Genomic DNA, 20,996 nt, shown 5'->3' with positions numbered 1-20,996 from the left:
TACAAAACAACAGTCACCGTAAAACACTAAGAATTTTTTTGCTTTATGGTGGCTGTTGTTTGCCATTCAGTTTTTGATAGCAATTAGTTGTTTTAAACTTTATAAAGAAATCTAAAGGGATAATACCATTTCATGCCAAGACATACCGCCATGAGAAGAGTCAGATTCTTTCTGGTACCTAAAACCAAATTTTTCGTAAAGAGCAATATTTTGTTCACTACACATTAGGTAAATTGACTCTTTTTGTAGTTTCCGCATACGCAGAATATAATTATGCATTAATATTGAAGAAATACTCTTACCCTGAAAATCAGGATGAACAACTACCGACATAATAACATTGTGTTTTCCATTAGGGTCATGGCCAATCAGTTCTTTAAAGCTTTCATCAGACATAATGACCTGATCGCAAGAGCCAGAGTTAATAAAACCAATAATTTGTCCATCAATTTCAATCACCATGAATCCATCTGGATAAGTCGTTATTCGTTTTGCTATTTTCTCGCACGTTGCGGCTTCTTCACCCTGGTATGAAACTGTTTCTATTTCAAAGCAACGATGAGTGTCTTCAGGCCTTGCTGAACGTATTGTGTAGTTGTCAAAAATCATCTAATCACCTTGATAAGTTGTAGAAAATAACATCATCATGACTTAACGTAGCTCGCTATCTTATCACGTTATTAAAAAAACTCAGTTGATGTTTCGCATAACTTGACATACTAGATGGATAGCTTTCTGAAAAAGCTAATCTTTAGCATGTTGGAAAAAGAGCGGGGGATAGGGGGGTATGAGTTAGTGTTAACAGGCCCTAGGTGACTATAATAAAAACTATAATATATTTCGTTGTCCTAGATATTTTATCTGAAAGGATATTTACCGATTTGAAACTTCTTGTGTGACGATATTAATAATTTCTTTATCATTTAAAACATGGTTAGATTCCTTTAATAGTACACCGCTGGGTGAAAATATTAATACATTAAAGGAGTTATCTTGAAGCAGTTGCACGGCAACATTCTTATCTGTGTGATAGTTATCATCAGTCCCTTGTGTAACCAAAGATTGGATATAAATTAAAGACCACTTTTCAGCATCTAATTTGCTTAAATATTTTAGCTGTTGCTTGAACTTGGTTGAGTGCTTTGTAGCTGCAACAACGATGGCATAGGGTTTTATCTCATAGCCATAAAGTTTGGTGAACTGAGCAGCCATTTTCGTTATAGAATACTGATGCCTTTTGTCAGAATCATAAAATATAAAGTCCACACTATATGCGTTTGCTGTAAATATCAGTAATAAAAAGACAGAAAGCACAATGGCTCTATAGCTTTGGTGTAGCTTGGCAGGATACGACCACTTGAAGACAATCTTATGGATAGTCTTTATTAATGAAGTAAGTGGTTTTTTCATAGTTCAACATCTTTTGAATAAGTGTTTAACTATTAGTCTAGCGTTAATTTCTGACTATTACCGTGGTTATCTATTTGGTAGATTACTTGATTGGTACTACCTCGCCACATCAACATTGGATCTGCTTGTTCAGCTTCAAACTTACCATCGATCAGTACATCGATAAACGGCAGAACTTGTCGCTGATGTGCTGTCAGGTTGGCTAGTGTATAACCTGTCCACAGCCAGATATCTTTTTCAGGACATTCTTTCTTCACTGCTTTAACCAACTGTAGAATTGCATCCACATTGGAGGGGAGCAGTGGGTCGCCTCCAGAGAGTGAGAGACCTCGCCGTTTGATGCGGGTGTCTCTTAAATCACTGATAATTTGTGCTTGTAGTTTCTCAGTGAACTTATCCCCAGAGTTTGGATGCCAGGTTGCTTTGTTATAACAGCCTTCACAGCGGTGCTCACAACCTGACACAAAGAGAGTACAACGGGTGCCAGGCCCGTTGATGACATCAACTGAAAAGTACTTGTGATAGTTCATGGTGATTGAGTCAAGCAAAGCTTATAAGTGTTTAACCCGACGTTTAACTTCTTCCTGCTTACCATCATTAAACGGTCTTGCATCAGGACTCCCTAAGTATCCACACACTCGGCGTATTACTGATACTTTTTCAGGGTCTCGGTTACCACACTTAGGACACACAAAACCTTTACTGGTACAGGAAAACTCACCCATAAAGCCGCAGCTGTAGCACTCATCAATAGGAGTGTTGGTACCATAGTATGGTACGCGGTCATAGCTGTAGTCCCAGACACCTTCAAGGGCTTCTACGTTACGCTGCATATTGGGGAATTCGCCATAGCAAATAAAGCCCCCGTTAGCGATTGCAGGATAAACCATCTCAAAGTCAATTTTGTCATAGGGGTTAACTTTTTTCTCCACATCTAAATGGAAGCTGTTAGTGTAATAACCTTTATCAGTGACACCATCAACCACACCAAAAGTTATAGTGTCTAGCTTACAAAAACGATGGCATAAGTTTTCACTTGGTGTGCTATAGAGGCTGAAGCCATAACCTGTTTCAGTTTTCCAAGCATCAACAGCATCACGCAGCCGTTGTATGATAGCTATTGCTTTATCTTGCAATGTTTTATTATCGAATACATGTTGCTTGGTGCCATAAAGGGCATTAACGGTTTCATGTAAACCAATATAACCTAGAGATATTGACGCTCGGCCATTCTTGAAGATTTCTGTAATACTATCGTCAGCTTTCAGACGTACACCACAAGCACCTTCCATGTAGAGAATGGGAGCGATACGGGCTTTAACATTTTCCAGGCGCGCAATACGTGTATCCAGTGCTTTACGTGCTAAGCAAAGTCGTTGCTCTAACAGTTTGAAAAATGTTGTTTCGTTCCCTTTTGCTTGTAGGGCAATACGTGGCAAGTTAAGGCTGACAACGCCTAAATTATTTCGTCCATCATGGACCAGTTCACCATTTTCAGCATAAGCACTTAAAAAGCTGCGGCAACCCATAGGTGTTTTAAATGAACCTGTAACCTGCTCAACCTGTTCATAATTGAGTATGTCTGGGTACATACGCTTAGCTGCACACTCAAGTGCTAACTGTTTTATATCGTAGTTTGAATCACCAGCCTGATGATTCACTCCAGCTTTAATTGCAAAGACTAATTTGGGGAATACAGCTGTTTTCTTATTTTTACCTAACCCAGCAATGCGGTTTTTGAGAATAGATTGCTGTATAAGACGAGCTTCCCATGAAGTACCAAGACCAAAGCCAAAGGTAACAAAAGGCGTTTGTCCGTTGGCAGTATGGAGTGTGTTCACTTCATACTCAAGTGATTGAAAAGCATCAAAGCACTCTTTTTCGGTACGCGCTTTAGCAAAAGCATCAGGGTCTTTGATATCCCATTCCTGAGCTACTTTAAGGTGTTTGGTATAGCTGGCTTTTACATAAGGGGCTAGTATTTCATCTATACGATTAATAGTGGTACCACCGTATATATGGCTGGCTACCTGGGCAATAATTTGAGCTGTTACGGCTGTTGCAGTAGAAATAGACTTTGGCGTTTCAATTTCTGCATTGCCCATTTTAAAGCCATGAGTCAACATGCCTTTCAAGTCAATAAGCATGCAGTTGAACATGGGAAAGAAAGGTGCGTAGTCCAGATCATGATAGTGTATATCACCCTCTTTATGTGCCTGGGCTATGGGCTTAGGTAACATATGTTGTAAGGCATAATGTTTGGCAACTATACCTGCCAGCAAGTCTCGTTGGGTGGGGATAACTTTACTGTCTTTATTCGCATTTTCATTGAGAATAGCAGCATTGGTTTGTTCAATGAGTCCACGAATTTCGATATTGAGCCGGCTGGTACGTTCACGCATGATGTCGCGGTCATGGCGATATTCTATATATGAGCGGGCTAAACCTTTATAGGGCCCCTGCATAAGCTGGTTTTCAACCGCGTTTTGAATCTCTTGAATATCTACTTCATCAAGCGTGTTAAGTTGTAAGCTAACATTTTTGGCTACCCACTCAGCATAAGCATCATCTTTACAGTTTACTGCAATACAAGCACGTAAGATTGCCTCTTTAATGCGCTGAGAATCAAACGGTACACGACAGCCATCACGCTTGATAACAATGGGCTTCACTTGATTTCCTCACAACTTTCTTCAATAACGACGTTGAACAATCAGCTTTACTGGGTGATTTTTAACCAATGTTTTGTATCGAGCACATATGTAGTACTTAAATCGCACATTGTTTAGTGTACTCAACAGAAACATCGCAACTACCCTGATAGGTAGTGGCTTTTGGATATACTACAAGATGTTGTAACTTTGGTATGACTTACTACTAAATATGGTATATCAAAGAAGAAAATTTGCGAGCTGAATACTTTGACTTAAATCAGTGTAATCAGTTTGTGGTTAAAAATCACACAATGTGTCTTATTAGATATTCTTGTTTAGATGATCAGGTATTAGTGATAAAAGCTGGTACTGTAAAACAGTATGGGGGTTTGGATAGAGTTGCTACACGGTAAGAAGTGAAAATTCATGCTCGAACGCGAAGGGAGAATTCAGTTTAATTTTAACAGAGAGTTTGACAAAAATTAATGTTGACTTTGGGAACATATTGAATAATTGGAAATTATTGTCTGAGTATAAATATATTTATTATGTTTTGAGTTTTATTTTAATGTTAAGGCTGTAAAAATAAATTGTTTGAATAATGCGGTGTTTTATTAACTTTCCTACTGAAATAGCAGTTATTAGAGAATGACAGTGTTAAGGGCATTTTTAATAATTAAACATACTTACCGAGGTGATAAGAAAGAATGGGCCTATTTTCAGGCCCAAGGATTTACCTGTGATTTAGCTAACAGCAAGTAGTATCACTAAAATAATAAATAAAATTCCAACTATGAAGTTAAATATTTTAGCGTACTCATAAACTACCCATGATATTTTCACCATAATGATAGAATAAAGTAAATGAACTGATAGTGTAATGATTAATAAAATGCTGATTAGCCATGAAACTTGCTCTAAATAAGAAAGTTCGTTACGTATAAATAAAGGAAAAAATGACGCAAAGAATAATAACGTTTTAGGACTGATACAGGTGATGATTAGTCCATGTTTTAACGAAAAACTACCCATTGCAGGCTCTGATATCTTAGTGTTTTTATATGCTGCTATTAATGAAAGAGTACCGAGATATAGTAGGTAAATCAAACCTATATATTGAATAATATTATATAGAATTATTGAGTTTTTAAAAACAACAGCTAATCCACTTACAGCTGCTATAGAAATTAGAAACAATCCTAATTGAATGCCTACAATTAAAGGCAAAGTCTGTCTTAAACCAAAGCGAATACTTTGCGCTAATACTGCCAACGTTCCTGGTCCTGGAGTAGCAGCAGAAATAACACATACAAGTGCATATGAAAGTAAAATGTTAGTATCCATATTTTGAACACCCAAAATAACTGAAAATACAATACACACCTTGGCTATATAGCAAGGTAATTGAGAAGTATTTAGTTGTCAGCAGGTGATAAATGCTCTAGTTAAGCCAAGTGTCTGTTATATTGAATAACAGTACTAATAAAAAGCATCACTTTAGTTTCTAGTCTTAGCTAAAAATGCTTTTAGTTTATCAAGCTTTACAACTAAATTTTTTCAGTTATTTTTTGTTCAAAAGAATACATACATAATAAACGCCTAACTTTATATATAGAGTAATGATAAGTTATATAAGCTGTTGATGCTACGTCAATTTAGTGAAGCTGTCTAGCCAATTAGAGTCTTATTTGTTTGTACTTTGGTGCAAGTTTGGGTATGATTTAAAATAGAGTGAACTAGACTTAGTTGATGTAGAAGTAATAGATTATCAATAGAGGAGTATATGGGGTTTTATCGCAAGCTTTGACCCAGCGTGATAGTTTTTTACAATCCAGCCAGCTCCCAGGTTTTTTGATTAAAAAATAATCAGTTGGTGTGATCGTTCATTCAGCACTCAGCATGACTACCATAAAGTCTAGAAACGATTTTATGAGAGTGCTTTTGATAACCTTCTCCTTTCCTTCTAAGCTAAACTTAAATTATCTATAATTGCTTTTTGTTGACTTTTCTAATACCAATTGAGCTTATTATCCGAAATCACGAAGCTTAATTTGATTTTGAACTATATCTCTTTTACTACGCTTTATTTGTTGTGACTTTTATCATCCAGCTTGACAGCCAAAATAGAATAAAGGCCACCAAAACTGGCAGCCTTTTTGTGATTATTTTTCATCTCCTATAATATTTGTGACTAGCACCTTTGGAACGGTCTCATAATGGGAAAAGGACATGGTAAATTGTCCTCGTCCTGCAGTGATAGCTCGTAAACAGCCAATGTAGCCAAACATTTCAGCTAATGGAGCTCGGGCTTTTAGAACGGCCCGTTGAAGCTCACTATTTTGTTCAATTACCTGTCCGCGCCGACGGTTAAGATCACCAATAACTGAACCAATATACTCAGATGGGATATTGATATCAATTTTCATTATGGGCTCTAGTAATTGAATACAGGCTATTTCCTTGAGTTTCTTAACCGCTTGTTTTGCAACTAATGAAAAGGCCATTTGTGATGAATCATTTTGATGATAGCTACCATCAATTAACTCAACTTTAAAACCTCCACAAGGATAGTGGCTTATAATGCCTTCATTAGCACTTTGACGGATCCCTGTCTCTACTGCAGGGATAAACTCTTGAGGGATAACTCCTCCAACAATTTTATTTTCAAATGTTATTTCCTCATATGTATTTGATGAACTAAGTTCTTCCTCTGTAAAAGGGATAAACTGTAGTTTTACTTCAGCAAATTGCCCAAGACCACCGGTTTGCTTACGATGCAAAGCATGAATCTCTGTTGCTTTGATCAATGTTTCCCGGTATGCCACTTGAGGAGCGCCAACCCTGGTTGTAATGCCAAAATCAGTTTTTAAACGATCTACGGCAATTTCCAAATGTAATTCTCCCATGCCTGCTAAACAGGTTTGTCCTGTACGGCTATCTGTTTTTATTTGCAAGCTAGGATCTTCACGACACAGGATTTGCAATGCCAAGCTAAATTTAGTTTGGTTTTTACGTTCCCTGGGCTCTATTGCAATCTCCATTACTGGTTCAGGTACTGAGATAGTTTCAAAAGCAACGGGCATATCTTCTGCACATAGGGTATCTCCAGTTTGTACGTCTTTTAGCCCTGCAATAGCCACTATATCACCACTGATCATAGTTGATTTTTCTGTACGGATATTGGCGTGCATTTCATAAATAGGGCCAACCTTTTGTGCTTTATTAGTTCGAGTATTTAGTACTCTATCAGCACGTTGCAGTTGTCCTCGATATACTCGGGTATATGCCAAAGACCCGTGAGGATCATTCACTACCTTAAACACTAAAGCTGCAAAAGCACCATCAAGATCGTGAGTTACCAGTTTTTGATTTAGGTTATCAACACTTTCTGGTCGCTCTTTTGGTGTTGGTAAATACTGGGTAATAGCATCCAACAAAGGCTGAATACCGATATTTTTATAGGCCGATGCTGCAAAAATAGGTACTATTTTGCCTGCTATAGTTTGCCGTCTAATGGCTGCCACCAACTCAGAATTAGTGAGTGTTTGGCCTTCTGCCCAATACTCTAAAATAGCCTCATCTTCAGTAGCTAACCTTTCTATTAATTGTTCACGGGCCAACTCTGCTTCAACTTGATACTGCTCTGATATCTCTGCAATTACAAAATCATCAATTTGATTTAAATTACTCCACTGAACAGAGAGCATATTGATTAAATCAATGATCCCAGTAAAGCCATTATCTTCAACAATAGGCACCTGTAAGGGCAGTGGTTTTTGTACAAACGTGTTATCCATTTGCTGCACTACCTTAGAGAAATTAGCGCCCATACGATCCATTTTATTAATCAGACCAATACGGGGTACCCGATATTTGTCTGCTAGAATCCAATTAACTTCAGTTTGAGGCTCTACACCAGCGACAGCATCAAATACAACAACAGCGCCATCTAAAACACGCAAGGAGCGGTTAACTTCGATATTAAAATCAATGTGTCCTGGAGTGTCGATAATATTAAGTTGAGCATCATTCCAAAAAATAGAAGTAGCGGCACTTTCAATAGTGATGCCACGGTCTTTTTCTTGTTGTCGATGATCCATCATACTTTCACCATTATGGACCTCTCCGGTAAAATGACGTTTACCTGTGACAAATAACAGTCTTTCGGTGAAAGTTGTCTTTCCCGCGTCAACGTGAGCAATTATTCCTAAATTGTGTAATTTATTGACTTTCATTTTAGACTCTTTTTGCGAATACCTAGCAAATGGGAATTGAACTCCCAACCATTTGCCTGTGGAATTCAGCGTGAGGCTAAAATATTCTTAACCCCACGCAGCCAAGAGTGTCGCACAGGCGGACGAACCCCTGGCGGTACTCTATTTTTTCTATTAGCTTGTCGTAGGTTTTCATATTGATCCCTTTTTTAGGGAATAAAAAAACCCTGGTGGTTGTTAGGCCTACCAGGGTTCTTGTGGAGGCCTAAGCCTCCTTGAATTCTTTATAAATTAAGAAGGCAATCGTTTATTAAAAATTAAAATGCTTACAATAGATGTCATTACATAGCACACAGCACTTTTCACAGCTTTTAAGCTATGCAAAGTGAGTCTTGAATTGGCTTGTGTAAGTAATGATTTCATTTCAAAGTCTGTTTAAGTTGAATAAGTTTAATGCAACATTCTGATAATTGGTCCGGATAGTAATAGAATGTTTCAGTGATTGCAAACATTTTTGTAGCAGGCGTCTTTATAAGTCGCCCCTTGAGAAGTTTCCAGTAAATCGCGTTTTTGACAGGTGCTGCTTCACTCTGATGACTATGATTTTAGCCATTTGTATGAGTTCTAACTCGTAAAAGCCTGTATTAGCGTTGGTTTTAAAAGCCAAGCAAGTCACTCAAAAATCAGTTTACTAACGGTATAGAAATGTCAAGCAAACATCCTGTACCTTCTAAGCCAAAATTAAATTATCTATAGCTGCTTTTGAATGTTTATCATGTATAGCTCTGACTGCCTCTGCTTTTGGATCGATATCATTGTTACCAAGCTGCATTAAGAAATGGCATGAAGCGTATTGTTTTGCTTTCTTTTCATATTCTTTTACCCATTTTATTCGAGTTTCCATATGCTGTTTTTTAACAGGCCATACTCCAGGAGTTGATCGCAAGCGATCTACACCTATACGCCAAGGTTTAGGGCTTATTCTTGCTCTGAAACAGTTTTGGTTCTTACACATCAATATATATCGTTTATCAGTATTTAATTCATTGAGAAGCTTTAAGGTAGATTCATCTCTAGGGTTAAATGTTTTATTCATGACAAGAACCCTAAAGCCTACTGGCGTCTTATATACCCTAAGGTGTAACTCTGGATATTTTCTTGAAACATTTTTTATTTTTTCTAAGGACTGTGTTTTTGGAGATCCTATGATGGATGATTTTATTTTCCAAAGGAATTTAGCTAAAGGCGAAACTGAGAATATCGAGATAAAAAGAATAATTCCAAAAAATAACTATGAAGATGATATAATACCTATGAATATGGTTAAACTTAGCAGTATCACTGTCGATATAAAATTAAATGAAAATGTGGGTGTATTATCTATATCAATGTCAGAAAAAAATACGTTAGGTGTATTTATACATAAAGATCCATAGCTATTTCTAGTGATAACATTATCCCTATGAGTTGAAATGACTTCCTCTCGTATTGGTAGACCTTCAGCACCATTATAAGCTACCTTATGATCAATACGTCTTACATCGCCTTTTGTATCCAGTAACTTTTCAGCATCTTTCACTCTTTCCTTTGCATGCTCATTTGCCTCTGCTTCACTGATATCTGACCAACCAAATCGTTTGATTGTAACCTGTTTTCCATTTACATTTTTTGTGATTTTCGATTCAGACCAGTATTTTGGAACAATCATACTTTACCTTTTTGGGAAATAATCAATAGCGATGTCATTGAGCTGATCTATGAGATGTTTGGTATGTTATACCTTATTATAACTACCTTGAGTCATTTTCGTCGGCTGGTGAAGTATTAATGCCGTGAAAGCTAGAACAAATACACTGATATTGGTGGTTACAGGATTAAATGCTCCCGTTAACAGTTGAGGTGTTGCGATAGTTACAAAGATAAGTAGCCCAACCATGGCGGCAGCGGTAGCGACTAATGGCCATTTTTTTTGCCAAAAAAACAACAAAATGATTGCCATGCCTATTTCCAGCAGACCTCCAACCTGTGCAACCGCTAATGCTTCATCATAAGATAGGCCTAGTGTCATATTCATGGCTATCTCATCCTTATGAGGCCATAAAAGCTTGGGAATCAAGCCATGATATAACCAGATAAAAGAAATTGTTGTACGACAGAGGAGGTAGGCCAGAGAATTAGTCTGTTTGACCATTGAGAAACCTTGATGAGTGGTCTTTGGTTGGCATAACACAGGTATCATTGCGGCCAAACAACAGGTAACGATTAAGGGCTATTCGATCATAAAACCAGTTTCGGAGAAAGGCGGGTACAATCCAGCCTACACAAGTTATAGGCCAAGGAAGTGGTAAGCGCATCATCACTCTGAAGAAAGCCGTTGATTTAGTATAAAGTGAGGCGTCTTCGATCAGTATCATGGTTTTATAGGTGTCGGTTGGTAACCCAAACCACTTAAGAATAGCCTGACCTTCAGCAGACTGAACGGTAGCTAACTTGAATATTTGTTTGTGATCAAACCGAATGAGAAAGCGTGCCCATGCAGAGCAAAGTGTGCATACACCATCGAACAGTACTACCTTATCAGTAGGCCGAATACCTGGTGGTAACTTTTGCTGCTGAGTCATGGTATTAACCTCAAGCGCACAGGCTGAACGTTTACTAAGACGACTGATTATATCATATATGTTCTTTGTGGTGATCATATTTATGCTTAGACGTCTTTTCAGTAAAGTTATGGCTAGAGTGCAATAATAAGGACTGGAGATATGACTAATTTGCCTTATTTTTGCTTGCTAAAAAAAGAACACTATTAAAAATAGTGGCTAGCAAGCCAATAGGAATCAGTGTAGTTAGTATATCGGCAATAGAGTGATACCGTTGGTATACCATAAGTAGTAAATATTAAATAAAGCTTAAAGTGTAAAAAATGACTTTAGATATTCGTTCTTATAAACGTACTGATTTAAGTATGCTGTTAACTATCTGGCGGAATGCTTCAAAAGTAGTCCATCCTTTTTTGGATGAAGGTTTTTTGCAGTAAAAAGCTTATAATATAATAAATGTTTACATGCCTGTAACAGAAACATGGGTAGCATACGATAAAAGTAAAATTATTGATTTTATTTCATTGGTTGCTCAAACCCAGGATACAAGGCTGTGACTGTTGGTAAGAATGGTGATGATCGTTATACGGAATGGTTTTTTGGTTACCCAACAAGAGGACGTTGTCCTGTTAAAGCTGTAGTGCATAATCCAAATAGTAAAGTAAATGTATTTAAAATAAGGATTCAGTAGCAATACGTAAAATGGGTTTCACTAAGTATATTAATAAGTGATTAATAACCTTCTTGTGTTCTGAGGTTATAAAAAAGATTTGTGAGAGGTATAACTACATGTTATGTAGTTAAGGTGTGGTCGCCATTGATTGGGTGAAGTGATCCCAATCAGTGGCGTATTCTGTTCGTTATATCTTTAGTGCTGGGGCGGGTTATAGCCAAGTTGGCATTTTTATTAGTGTTAATTCCAGCGTGAATAAAAATAAGTTAGCTTTCTTTTATATGCTGTTTGAAATCCTGATTAACTACGGATAAAATATTAGCAATTTTTGTAGGCTCTAAAGGTGGCTTTATAAAACCATGGTAATCTCCTTTTGGATTTAAAAGAAGCAGGTTTCCACTATGATCGACTAAATAATTTTCTTTTTTAGGTTTGGTGACCGGGTTAAAGGGTACATTAAGCTGAGTTGCTAGATTGTAAATATCTTTAATTGAGCCTGTTACGCCAGTAAAGTAGTCACCGAAAAAAGGGAGATAACCCGCTAGTTGCTCTTGTGTATCACGTAATGGGTCTACTGTAATAAAGACAAAATTTACTTCATTTGACAGTTGTTGGTAGTGTTCAGTGAGCATTTTTTTTAGGGATGCAAGTTCTGTAAGGGTTGTAGGGCAAATGTCAGGGCAAAACGTATAACCAAAAAAAACAAGTGTCCACTTGTTTTTAAACGAATTTTTATTAATATCTTTACCCCGATGTGAAACTAAATGTATATTTTCGAAAGTGCGTGGGGTATCAAAAATATAGGCGCCTTGAAGTCTTAGCTGATCTCGATCTAGCGGTGCTGGTGTCATCATTCTGTTCACTAAAAGCCCGAGGATCAGTGCGACGAATATGATGAGGCCAATAACAGTTAGTTTAATTCCCTTTGGCATGGTTATTATCCTGTGTAGTGGTCTATAAGAAGTGAACTAAATAACAGCATGAGATAGGTAATGGAAAACTTAAATGTGTTAATAGCTGCTTTTTTGTTTTTTTCATTAAATAATTGGTTACACCAGTAAATGAAGCGTCCCCCAAGTAGAAGGGCTGATGTTAAATAAAAAATACCGGCCATACCGGTTAAAAATGGAAAGACAGTAATAATAATTAATAAAAGAGTGTAAAGCAGTATATGTAATTTTGTATAATTTTCACCGTGAGTAACGGGTAGCATAGGAACATTCGCTGAGGCATATTCAATTCTTCTATGTAAGGCTAGAGCCCAGAAATGAGGCGGTGTCCAAGCGAAAATAATTAATACCAGTAATAATGCATTAGCATGAATTTCTCCTGTAACAGCACACCATCCCAGTAGTGGTGGAGCTGCTCCAGCCAAACCACCGATCACAATATTCTGTGGTGTTGCTCGTTTTAGTAAAAGTGTATAAACCACAGCATAGCCGATCAAAGAAGCGAGTGTTAACCATGCAGTTAATGCATTGACAAACCACACCAAAACACACATGCCTAATAGGCCAAGAATTGATGCGAAAATGATGGCCTGTTGGTGTTCTACTCGTCCTTGAGCAATAGGACGGTTTTGGGTGCGAGCCATAACAAGGTCAATTTTTTTATCCACAAGATGATTGATGACTGCAGCAGATGCAGCGCAAAAAGCAATACCTAAATTACCGAATAGCAGAATATGCCATGCAGGCAATGATTCTGAGGCTAAAAGCATGCCTATTAACGCTGTCATCATTAACAACGCAACGACTTTTGGTTTACATAACTCGAGATAATCTTGCCATTTTGCTGTTTGTTTAATGGGGAGTGTATTATTCATGGTGTGAGCTCTCCTGTTGAGTGAGGCATCTCGTGGAGATTTAGTACGTTGAGTTGTTTATTATTATTGATTTGAAAAAGACGATAACATAGTAGAATACAACTGAGCAGTAATAATGCTCCTCCTGCGTTATGTGCTACCGCTATACTGAGCGGAAGTAGCCAAATAACATTGCTAATACCCAAGCTTATTTGTATAGAAAGCGCAGCAAATACTATGAGTAATGCATTGCGTATACTCTTTCGTTCATGGATTAGTGATGGTAATAATTTTTGTTTAATCCACAGTATTAAAAATAATAAATAAAAAGTCGTTATGACTGCACCCATTCTATGGGTAAAGTGTATTGCTGTCCGTGCATCGCTCTCTAATTGACCTCCAAGGTAGTTTGGACCAATCTCTTGTAGTAAGTTGAAGCCAGATGCAAAGTCCATTTCTGGCCAATAGGTGTTATGACAGGTTGGTAAGTCAATACAGGCAAGTGCTGCATAATTAGAGCTTGTCCATCCTCCTAACATTATTTGGCTGATTAAGATAAATAGAGCACCCGTTCCAAGCACCTTTGCCTTTGCTAATATGTCAGTCTGATTTTTTCTACTTGTTAGGTGGGGAAAGGGATTATGAGCTCGACTTGGCTGTGATATGATCGTTTCTTTATTTTGCGTTGGCGTAAATGACTTTCCTTTTAGTCGTAATGTAAGCAGGAATAATAAGCTAAAGGTTGTAAAGCCACCGATTAGGTGAGCAAGAACCACTTGTGGCCATAATTTAAGCGTGACGGTCCACATTCCAAACGCTGCTTGCAGAATGACTAATAATAAAATTGCGATGGGTAATTTAACAGGCTGGTTTTCATAGCGTCTGTTACGATAGCAATGTACTGCAAGCGCTAGTATAAGAATCCCTAAACTTCCTGCAAAATAACGGTGAACCATTTCAGGCCAGCCTTTATGGGTTTCAACTGGTGCTTCAGGAAAACGTAATTGAGCTTTGTTTATATCATGTTCTGTTGTGGGTACGGTGAGAAATCCATAGCACCCAGGCCAGTCAGGGCAACCTAGTCCAGCATCTACCAGTCGAGTATATGCACCTAAAACTACAACAATACCTGCCAATAAAGTTGCTATGAGTGCACAATAATAACCGGGTTTTTTTTGCATGGTAATCTCCTTAATAAACAGCAAAAAATACCGTTTCAACTTGATATATTTTTATATTTTAAATCTGGATGTTTCACCTTTGTTATCTTCAGCCAATAAGTGATATCTTTAGTAAGTGCTTTATGTCTTTAAGAAGATCCTGTCCATTTTGTTTTACACCATATTGCATAATAATATTGCCGTGAGGATCTACTAAGAAAATACCCACGTTATCGTTTGGAAAGTTATGTTTTACAAGTTTTTCTAAAGGATCGTAAGATTGTACTTGTGGAGGCAAATAATTGAGTCGAGGATGTTGATTGTGTAATTCTTCTTTAAGAGAAGTAATAGGCTCATCAATCAAAATACGTTGAACACGGTTAGCCTCTTTACCCAACGCGATATGAATTTGACGGGTTAGATACAAAGCTTGTTCACATTCATTCAGACATTTATTAGTGGGCAAAATAACTATTGACCAAAGAGGGTCTACTTGCTTGTTTAGCCACAAAGAACCACCATTTATATTTAGTTTATCAACTGTGAGTGTTGGTTCTAATAAAATCCCACGGTTTGTGGTTGTTTGGGGTACGAAAAGACCTGTTTTGAACATGGTTGAAGATAGTGCCATGACCACAATAGGTGTACATAAAATAAAAATGAGTAAAAGCTTGTTGTTTCTATTAGATGACATAGGAACTCCTTTTCTGCGACTTCATGTCTCGTTTATTTACTTGTTAGCATTGGGTTATGCTTATGTCGATAAGCGTAAAATCCTGTCACAATGGCCATCATAAGCACTAAGCATGCTAAAGCAAACCATTGTACGGCGTACGCTGTATGTTTTTCTGGTAAAATATTGACAGGTTTTAAATGATGAGTGAAAGTGTAAGTGCTATTTGCTGAAAGTACGATCACTTTGTTTAAAATATTAGGGCTAGATAAAGTACTATACAGCTGTTTAAGGTTAAGGCGTTGAATAACTTGTGGCCATATACTATTAGTTAAAATATCTTCTTTTAAGACAAAGTGGTTACTTGGTTGGTAAAGTTTTCCTTGGAGATTAACCTGTTCAGTAATAGGGTCAATTACGGGTAGTTTAGTTCGTGTAATACCTTGTGGCACCCATCCTCTATTAATAAGTACAATATCACCACTGTTGAGATAAAATGGCATAATAACATCATAACCCGTGTGTCCATTAATGATCTGGTTATCCAATAGATAAAATCGCTTATTATCAAACTTACCTGAGAGTGAAACGGGTTGGTAATTAGCTAAGGACGTAATTTGGTTGACTGAATGGATAGCTACAGGAACACTTTTTTTCAGGATATTGTAATTGTTAAGTATATTCTTTTTTTCTTCTGCACGACCTAACTGCCAAAAGCCAAGATAGATAAATAGTGGTATAGTTACTAAAGATAATAAGGCAATGCGTATAAAGTACTTCATAACGAATAAATACTATTGACAAATTATGGATAATTGGTTTTGTTTAATAAACATAGGATGTTTAGGTCCATTACTCATGATTCTTAAAACTGTTATTTTGATTCTATTAGCTGCAGTAGTCGTTAGCCTTGCATCAGGGTTCTATTTTTTAATACATGATCGTAGTAAAACGAATCGTTTGGTGAATTCTTTAAAGGTCAGGGTTGGTCTGACTTTAATTATCCTATTACTACTCGCTTATGGTTATTATACTGGGGAATTTCAGCCAAAGTCCCCTTGGGTTTATTCACTGGGTGAATGATTAAATAGTGAATACTTGTTTTCTGGCCTTATCTTTTAAAAACGATTGTTAAACAGTTGTACCTGAATAAAGCCTTCTATTATCGTTTGCTTCAAAAGCATAGCTTTCGCTTTTTGTAACTTGGCATAAAAAACTTTATATAGGAAGGCTTCGAAATATGAAATGATACGTTATACACTTCATTTTCTCAGCCTTTTAGTTTGTTCTGATTTTGCGCTTAGTTCAGATATGCCATGAGTAAAATAAGTCCTAAAAAACGTAGACAAAAATAAACAAACCAATCCAGACAACATCCACAAAGTGCCAATACCAGGAAGCAGCTTCAAACCCAAAGTGGTTATCTGCTGTAAAATGCCCTTTTAAAATACGTAGCAGCATGATCGTTAGCATAATGGCGCCCAGTGTTACGTGTGCACCATGGAATCCAGTCAGGATAAAAAATGTGGATCCGTAAATACCTGCAGCTAAAGTCAGTCCTAGCTCGTTATAGGCGTGAATATACTCTTCTGCTTGGAAAAAAAGGAAACTGAAACCCAGTACAAGGGTAACAGCAAGCCATCCAATAACCATTTTTCGTTTATTTTCACGTAATGCATGGTGAGCAATGGTTACTGTCACACTAGATAGTACAAGTAATACGGTATTGAGCAGGGGGAGCTTCCAAGGATCAATGACTTCTGATGCTCCAGGATAAAGGCTATTATCTGGATTGGTTAAGAGCGGCCACTGATTTTGAAACTCAGGCCACAGCAAATGACCAGAAATACCTTTTTCACCTTCACCACCAAGCCAGGGTACTGTGAATGTTCTTACATAAAAAAGCGCACCAAAAAATGCTGCAAAGAACATTATTTCAGAAAAAATAAACCAGGTCATTCCCCAACGAAATGTACGATCCATTTGTGGACTATAAAGTCCACTACGACTTTCTTTTATTACATTGCTAAACCAGCCAAATAACATAAAAGCCATAGTGAGGCCACCAAGGAAAAGAATCCAGTGGGCACTGGATTCTTTTCCTGCATGGCTGTCAATAAGCATGTTGCCAGCACCATACATGGTTAAAAACAACCCAACTGAGGCAATAATAGGCCACTTACTTTGATCGGGGACGTAGTAGGTAGGATGACTTGCCATGTCTTCTCTCCGGTTTTCAGTGCTGGCAGCAGGCTCACTGTTATTTGATTCATTTGCCATATGGCTGCCTCCACTTAATTAGACTGTTATGGGGTAACATCAAATAGCGTATAAGATAGTGTGAGTTTTTTTATGTGCTTAGGTAGTGCTTGATCAATCACAAAGCGCATCGGCATATCCACTTCTTCGCCTGATGCTAAAGGCTGTTGGCTAAAGCAAAAACACTCGGTTTTATGTAAATAATCAGCTGCATCAAAAGGCGTGATACTTGGTATCGCCTGTGCGACCATGGCTTGCTTTGAAGGGTTATGCGCAAAAAAAATCACACTATTAAATTGACCAGGGTGCACTTTTAGCTCAGTCGTTCTTGGGTAAAACTCCCATCCCATTCCATCATTATTATTCGTGACAAACTGAATAGTTACTGTACGACTATCATCGACGGCAATTTTTTCGGTCTGGTATTGGTAGGGTGAACTGTTAGTTTTGCCATTAATGCCTGTTACCTGGCAAAACACATCGTAAAGTGGCACCATCGCAAAACCAAAGCAAAACATTGCCAATGTAAGTAAGACTAACTTTAATGTGGTTTTTTTGACTGAGCTATCCATAGCCATACTATTTGTTATTTCATATTAGGTTAGTTATTTCACTTCAGGAGGTGTTGTAAACGTATGATAGGGCGCAGGAGAAGGTAACATCCATTCTAAGCCTTCAGCACCTTCCCAAGGTTTGGCACTGGCCTTTTTGCCACCCATAATGCATTTAATCACAATGAATAAAAACAACAGTTGGGTAAAACCAAAAAGAAAGGCTCCCACACTGGAAAGCATATTAAAGTTGGCAAATTGTAAAGCATAATCAGGAATACGACGTGGCATGCCTGCTAAACCAGTAAAATGCATTGGGAAAAACGCCAGGTTCATACCAATGAACGACAGCCAGAAATGAACTTTGCCCAACATTTCGTCGTACATATGTCCAGTCCATTTGGGTAACCAATAATAAATACCGGCCATAATGCCAAAGATGGCTCCTGGCACTAACACATAGTGGAAATGGGCAACAACAAAATAGGTGTCGTGATATTGGAAGTCTGCGGGTGCAATAGCCAGCATCAACCCAGAAAAACCACCAATGGTGAATAAAATGACAAAGGCAGTAGCGAATAACATGGGGGTTTCAAAAGTTAATGAGCCTTTAAACATGGTCGTTATCCAGTTAAAAACTTTTACCCCGGTAGGAACCGCAATCAACATGGTGGCATACATAAAGTAAAGCTCACCTGTTATTGGCATACCTACGGTAAACATATGGTGTGCCCATACAATAAACGAAAGAAATGCAATGGAGGCGGTGGCATAAACCATCGAGGTATAACCAAACAGTGGTTTACGAGCAAAAGCTGGGATAATTGCAGAAACGACACCAAAAGCTGGCAATATCATGATATACACTTCTGGATGACCAAAAAACCAGAATACATGCTGGAATAACACAGGGTCTCCACCACCTGCAGCACTAAAAAAACTAGTGCCAAAACTGATATCCATCAGCATCATCGTTACTACGCCTGCCAGTACAGGCATAACCGCAATTAACAAAAAGGCGGTAATTAACCAGGTCCAGACAAATAAAGGCATTTTCATTAACGTCATGCCTGGAGCACGTAGGTTTAACACCGTAGCTATGATGTTAATAGCACCCATAATTGAAGAAATCCCCATCATGTGTACTGATAGGATAAATAATACAGTTGAAGGGGGTGCATAAGTTGTGGATAACGGTGCGTAAAACGTCCAGCCAAAGTTAGGGCCGCCACCCTCCATAAATAAGGTGCTACTTAACATGGCAAAAGCAAAAGGCAGAATCCAGAAGCTCCAGTTGTTCATTCTGGGCATCGCCATATCAGGTGCACCAACCATCATGGGTACTAACCAGTTGGCTAAACCAACAAAGGCTGGCATAACGGCCCCAAACACCATGACTAAACCATGCATCGTGGTCATTTGGTTAAAAAAGTTAGGTTCTACTATTTGCAGACCAGGTTGAAACAGTTCAGCACGAATAACAAAGGCCAGGGTGCCACCAAATAAAAACATGGCAAAGCTGAGCCATAAATAAAGGGTACCAATGTCCTTATGGTTAGTAGTTAGCACCCAGCGCCATAAACCTTTTGCAGGTCCATGGTGATGATCTGTCGTATGTCCTTCTAATACGGCACTCATAATCTATCTCCCTTGAGTTACTGAGCTGCCTCATTAAATTTCACGATATCCTGAGGTGTAACCATATCGCCTTTATTATTACCCCATGCATTACGTTCAAACGTGGTAACCGCAGCGATATCAACTTCACTCAGCTGTTTGCCAAAGGCTTGCATGGCAGTGCCTTGTTTACCATTGACGATAATATTGATGTGGTCTTTGATATCCCCTGTGGTGATAAGAGCACTGCCTTTGAGGGCAGGAAATACGGGTGGCATTCCTTCGCCATTGGGTTGGTGACAGACAGCACACGTCGTATTATAGACTTTTTCACCTCGAGCCATGAGCTCATCCATGGTCCATTCTTTTGAAGTGAGTTCTCTCTCTTTCTCTGCCTGTTCTTGTTTTGAGGCTAACCAAAGCTGGTAATCTTTTTCATTCTTTGCTTCGATAACAATGGGCATAAAGCCGTGGTCTTTACCACATAGCTCTGTACATTGTCCCCGGTACGTTCCAGGCTTTTCTATTTTCGTCCAGGCTTCGTTAATAAACCCAGGTATTGCATCCTTTTTTACCGCAAGTTCAGGAACCCACCATGAGTGAATAACATCTGCCGAGGTGATGAGAAAGCGTACTTTTTTGTTGACAGGAACGACAACAGGTTCGTCAACTTCTAATAGGTAGTTTGCATTCTTTGGCTTGAGGTTATTTATTTCATCACGAGGGGTACTGAGATTACTGAAATAACCTATCTTTTCATTAAGGTAGTCATATTTCCACTTCCATTGATAACCTGTAATTTTAATATCAATTTCAGCTTCATCTGCGTTATAGGCCTCAATAAGTGTTTTAGAAGCGGGGATCGCCATACCGACCAGAATTAAGAAAGGAATTGTGGTCCAAATAATTTCAACCAGTGTATTTTCGTGAAAAGTGGCAGGTTTAGCTCCTCTAGACTTGCGATGCATCAGCATCGACCAAAACATGACTCCAAAGACAACTATGCCAATGACAACACAAATCCAAAATATTGTCATATGCAAGTTATAGATTGACTGACTTACGGCGGTAACTCCTTCACGCATATTGGTAGCCCAGTCTGCTTGAGCGTACCCAGTACACCATAGTAAGCCAAGCCCCAACAGCTGACGTTGACGCAGTGCTAACAACATTCCATGTCCCCTGGTTTAAGTATGATTACAGGCTGTTCACATTCTCAATTTATAGCTTTTACTTTCACTTAAGCTGTGTACACGTGTATTAATAATAATTTTGGTTGATTTATACCCTTCACTTCTTTAGCGTTAATGGTTCTGTCTTATTAGTCAGCACCTTATTATCTCCCTTTACCACAAAAGCAACAGCTTAGGTAAAGGGTCGC

General features: G+C 38.1%; 21 protein-coding genes. 2 read left to right on the top strand and 19 right to left on the bottom strand.

Annotation, left to right across the window (positions count from 1 at the left end):
- Window positions 1-111: 111 nt before the first annotated feature.
- The 10 genes from ACQ96U_RS23490 to ACQ96U_RS23445 all read right to left on the bottom strand — a co-directional run bounded on the left by ACQ96U_RS23490 (window position 112) and on the right by ACQ96U_RS23445 (window position 10,899).
- Complete coding sequence (locus tag ACQ96U_RS23490; protein WP_431723712.1) at window positions 112-609, bottom strand: GNAT family N-acetyltransferase; 498 nt, start codon at window positions 607-609, stop codon at window positions 112-114.
- A 264-nt stretch (window positions 610-873) separates the two neighbouring features.
- Complete coding sequence (locus tag ACQ96U_RS23485; protein WP_431723711.1) at window positions 874-1,410, bottom strand: hypothetical protein; 537 nt, start codon at window positions 1,408-1,410, stop codon at window positions 874-876.
- Window positions 1,411-1,442: 32 nt separating this feature from the next.
- A complete protein-coding gene (nrdG, locus tag ACQ96U_RS23480; protein WP_431723710.1) occupies window positions 1,443-1,940 on the bottom strand; it encodes an anaerobic ribonucleoside-triphosphate reductase-activating protein in 498 nt (165 codons plus the stop codon).
- A 21-nt stretch (window positions 1,941-1,961) separates the two neighbouring features.
- Window positions 1,962-4,082 carry an anaerobic ribonucleoside-triphosphate reductase gene (nrdD, locus tag ACQ96U_RS23475; protein ID WP_431723709.1) on the bottom strand — a complete coding sequence of 707 codons (2,121 nt, stop codon included), beginning with the start codon at window positions 4,080-4,082 and terminating at the stop codon, window positions 1,962-1,964.
- Between the two features lie 726 nt (window positions 4,083-4,808).
- Window positions 4,809-5,408, bottom strand: a complete 600-nt coding sequence (locus tag ACQ96U_RS23470) for a LysE family translocator (RefSeq protein WP_431723708.1) — start codon at window positions 5,406-5,408, stop codon at window positions 4,809-4,811.
- Between the two features lie 818 nt (window positions 5,409-6,226).
- A complete protein-coding gene (fusA, locus tag ACQ96U_RS23465; protein WP_431723707.1) occupies window positions 6,227-8,299 on the bottom strand; it encodes an elongation factor G in 2,073 nt (690 codons plus the stop codon).
- Window positions 8,300-9,008: 709 nt separating this feature from the next.
- Window positions 9,009-9,374: a hypothetical protein gene (locus ACQ96U_RS23460; protein ID WP_431723706.1), complete on the bottom strand. Its 366-nt coding sequence runs from the start codon at window positions 9,372-9,374 to the stop codon at window positions 9,009-9,011.
- Between the two features lie 195 nt (window positions 9,375-9,569).
- A complete protein-coding gene (locus tag ACQ96U_RS23455) occupies window positions 9,570-9,986 on the bottom strand; it encodes a hypothetical protein (RefSeq protein WP_431723705.1) in 417 nt (138 codons plus the stop codon).
- Between the two features lie 66 nt (window positions 9,987-10,052).
- Window positions 10,053-10,469, bottom strand: a complete 417-nt coding sequence (locus tag ACQ96U_RS23450) for a DoxX-like family protein (RefSeq protein WP_431723704.1) — start codon at window positions 10,467-10,469, stop codon at window positions 10,053-10,055.
- Window positions 10,453-10,899 carry a thiol-disulfide oxidoreductase DCC family protein gene (locus tag ACQ96U_RS23445; protein ID WP_431723703.1) on the bottom strand — a complete coding sequence of 149 codons (447 nt, stop codon included), beginning with the start codon at window positions 10,897-10,899 and terminating at the stop codon, window positions 10,453-10,455. Before ACQ96U_RS23445 ends, ACQ96U_RS23450 begins: the two co-directional genes overlap by 17 nt.
- 532 nt (window positions 10,900-11,431) lie before the next feature.
- Here ACQ96U_RS23445 and ACQ96U_RS23440 point away from each other — a divergent pair.
- Window positions 11,432-11,569, top strand: a complete 138-nt coding sequence (locus tag ACQ96U_RS23440) for a hypothetical protein (protein ID WP_431723702.1) — start codon at window positions 11,432-11,434, stop codon at window positions 11,567-11,569.
- 248 nt (window positions 11,570-11,817) lie between these two features.
- Here the strand turns inward: ACQ96U_RS23440 and ACQ96U_RS23435 are convergent, their stop codons facing one another.
- From ACQ96U_RS23435 to ACQ96U_RS23415, 5 genes are all read right to left on the bottom strand, one after another.
- A complete protein-coding gene (locus ACQ96U_RS23435) occupies window positions 11,818-12,483 on the bottom strand; it encodes an SCO family protein (protein WP_431723701.1) in 666 nt (221 codons plus the stop codon).
- 5 nt (window positions 12,484-12,488) lie between these two features.
- A complete protein-coding gene (gene cyoE / locus ACQ96U_RS23430) occupies window positions 12,489-13,376 on the bottom strand; it encodes a heme o synthase (RefSeq protein ID WP_431723700.1) in 888 nt (295 codons plus the stop codon).
- Window positions 13,373-14,536 (bottom strand): COX15/CtaA family protein, encoded by a 1,164-nt coding sequence (locus ACQ96U_RS23425; protein ID WP_431723699.1) that lies wholly within the window; start codon window positions 14,534-14,536, stop codon window positions 13,373-13,375. Before ACQ96U_RS23425 ends, cyoE begins: the two co-directional genes overlap by 4 nt.
- Window positions 14,537-14,624: 88 nt before the next feature.
- On the bottom strand, window positions 14,625-15,209 hold the full coding sequence (locus ACQ96U_RS23420; RefSeq protein WP_431723698.1) for a hypothetical protein: 585 nt from the start codon (window positions 15,207-15,209) through the stop codon (window positions 14,625-14,627).
- 32 nt (window positions 15,210-15,241) lie between these two features.
- Window positions 15,242-15,970, bottom strand: coding sequence for an SURF1 family protein (locus ACQ96U_RS23415; protein ID WP_431723697.1), 729 nt, complete (start codon window positions 15,968-15,970; stop codon window positions 15,242-15,244).
- A gap of 25 nt (window positions 15,971-15,995) precedes the next feature.
- On the opposite strand from ACQ96U_RS23415, the gene ACQ96U_RS23410 reads away from it, so the two are divergent.
- Entirely contained in the window at window positions 15,996-16,271 is a 276-nt protein-coding gene (locus ACQ96U_RS23410; RefSeq protein WP_431723696.1) for a twin transmembrane helix small protein, read from the top strand.
- Between the two features lie 249 nt (window positions 16,272-16,520).
- Here the strand turns inward: ACQ96U_RS23410 and ACQ96U_RS23405 are convergent, their stop codons facing one another.
- The 4 genes from ACQ96U_RS23405 to coxB all read right to left on the bottom strand — a co-directional run bounded on the left by ACQ96U_RS23405 (window position 16,521) and on the right by coxB (window position 20,787).
- Window positions 16,521-17,408 (bottom strand): cytochrome c oxidase subunit 3, encoded by an 888-nt coding sequence (locus ACQ96U_RS23405; protein ID WP_431723745.1) that lies wholly within the window; start codon window positions 17,406-17,408, stop codon window positions 16,521-16,523.
- A gap of 86 nt (window positions 17,409-17,494) precedes the next feature.
- Window positions 17,495-18,019, bottom strand: coding sequence for a cytochrome c oxidase assembly protein (locus tag ACQ96U_RS23400; protein WP_431723695.1), 525 nt, complete (start codon window positions 18,017-18,019; stop codon window positions 17,495-17,497).
- A 33-nt stretch (window positions 18,020-18,052) separates the two neighbouring features.
- Entirely contained in the window at window positions 18,053-19,636 is a 1,584-nt protein-coding gene (gene ctaD / locus ACQ96U_RS23395; protein ID WP_431723694.1) for a cytochrome c oxidase subunit I, read from the bottom strand.
- Between the two features lie 17 nt (window positions 19,637-19,653).
- Window positions 19,654-20,787 (bottom strand): cytochrome c oxidase subunit II, encoded by a 1,134-nt coding sequence (gene coxB, locus ACQ96U_RS23390; RefSeq protein WP_431723693.1) that lies wholly within the window; start codon window positions 20,785-20,787, stop codon window positions 19,654-19,656.
- Window positions 20,788-20,996 lie beyond the last annotated feature (209 nt).

Origin of the sequence: Zooshikella sp. RANM57 (assembly GCF_050749885.1) — a bacterium.
GTDB lineage: Bacteria > Pseudomonadota > Gammaproteobacteria > Pseudomonadales > Zooshikellaceae > Zooshikella.
Note: the sequence above shows the minus strand (reverse complement) of the source record. Positions and strands in the feature narration are given on the sequence as shown.

Excerpts from the sequence above, each read along its gene's own strand:
- coxB (WP_431723693.1), bottom strand. The coding sequence starts at position 20,787 with ATGTTGTTAGCACTGCGTCAACGTCAGCTGTTGGGGCTTGGCTTACTA.
- ACQ96U_RS23455 (WP_431723705.1), bottom strand. The coding sequence starts at position 9,986 with ATGATTGTTCCAAAATACTGGTCTGAATCGAAAATCACAAAAAATGTA.
- ACQ96U_RS23470 (WP_431723708.1), bottom strand. The coding sequence starts at position 5,408 with ATGGATACTAACATTTTACTTTCATATGCACTTGTATGTGTTATTTCT.
- ACQ96U_RS23420 (WP_431723698.1), bottom strand. The coding sequence starts at position 15,209 with ATGTCATCTAATAGAAACAACAAGCTTTTACTCATTTTTATTTTATGT.
- ACQ96U_RS23425 (WP_431723699.1), bottom strand. The coding sequence starts at position 14,536 with ATGCAAAAAAAACCCGGTTATTATTGTGCACTCATAGCAACTTTATTG.
- ACQ96U_RS23490 (WP_431723712.1), bottom strand. The coding sequence starts at position 609 with ATGATTTTTGACAACTACACAATACGTTCAGCAAGGCCTGAAGACACT.
- nrdG (WP_431723710.1), bottom strand. The coding sequence starts at position 1,940 with ATGAACTATCACAAGTACTTTTCAGTTGATGTCATCAACGGGCCTGGC.
- ACQ96U_RS23405 (WP_431723745.1), bottom strand. The coding sequence starts at position 17,408 with ATGGCAAGTCATCCTACCTACTACGTCCCCGATCAAAGTAAGTGGCCT.
- ACQ96U_RS23410 (WP_431723696.1), top strand. The coding sequence starts at position 15,996 with ATGGATAATTGGTTTTGTTTAATAAACATAGGATGTTTAGGTCCATTA.
- cyoE (WP_431723700.1), bottom strand. The coding sequence starts at position 13,376 with ATGAATAATACACTCCCCATTAAACAAACAGCAAAATGGCAAGATTAT.
- ACQ96U_RS23450 (WP_431723704.1), bottom strand. The coding sequence starts at position 10,469 with ATGGTCAAACAGACTAATTCTCTGGCCTACCTCCTCTGTCGTACAACA.
- ACQ96U_RS23400 (WP_431723695.1), bottom strand. The coding sequence starts at position 18,019 with ATGGATAGCTCAGTCAAAAAAACCACATTAAAGTTAGTCTTACTTACA.
- ctaD (WP_431723694.1), bottom strand. The coding sequence starts at position 19,636 with ATGAGTGCCGTATTAGAAGGACATACGACAGATCATCACCATGGACCT.
- ACQ96U_RS23435 (WP_431723701.1), bottom strand. The coding sequence starts at position 12,483 with ATGCCAAAGGGAATTAAACTAACTGTTATTGGCCTCATCATATTCGTC.
- ACQ96U_RS23460 (WP_431723706.1), bottom strand. The coding sequence starts at position 9,374 with ATGAATAAAACATTTAACCCTAGAGATGAATCTACCTTAAAGCTTCTC.
- ACQ96U_RS23445 (WP_431723703.1), bottom strand. The coding sequence starts at position 10,899 with ATGACTCAGCAGCAAAAGTTACCACCAGGTATTCGGCCTACTGATAAG.
- fusA (WP_431723707.1), bottom strand. The coding sequence starts at position 8,299 with ATGAAAGTCAATAAATTACACAATTTAGGAATAATTGCTCACGTTGAC.
- ACQ96U_RS23415 (WP_431723697.1), bottom strand. The coding sequence starts at position 15,970 with ATGAAGTACTTTATACGCATTGCCTTATTATCTTTAGTAACTATACCA.
- ACQ96U_RS23485 (WP_431723711.1), bottom strand. The coding sequence starts at position 1,410 with ATGAAAAAACCACTTACTTCATTAATAAAGACTATCCATAAGATTGTC.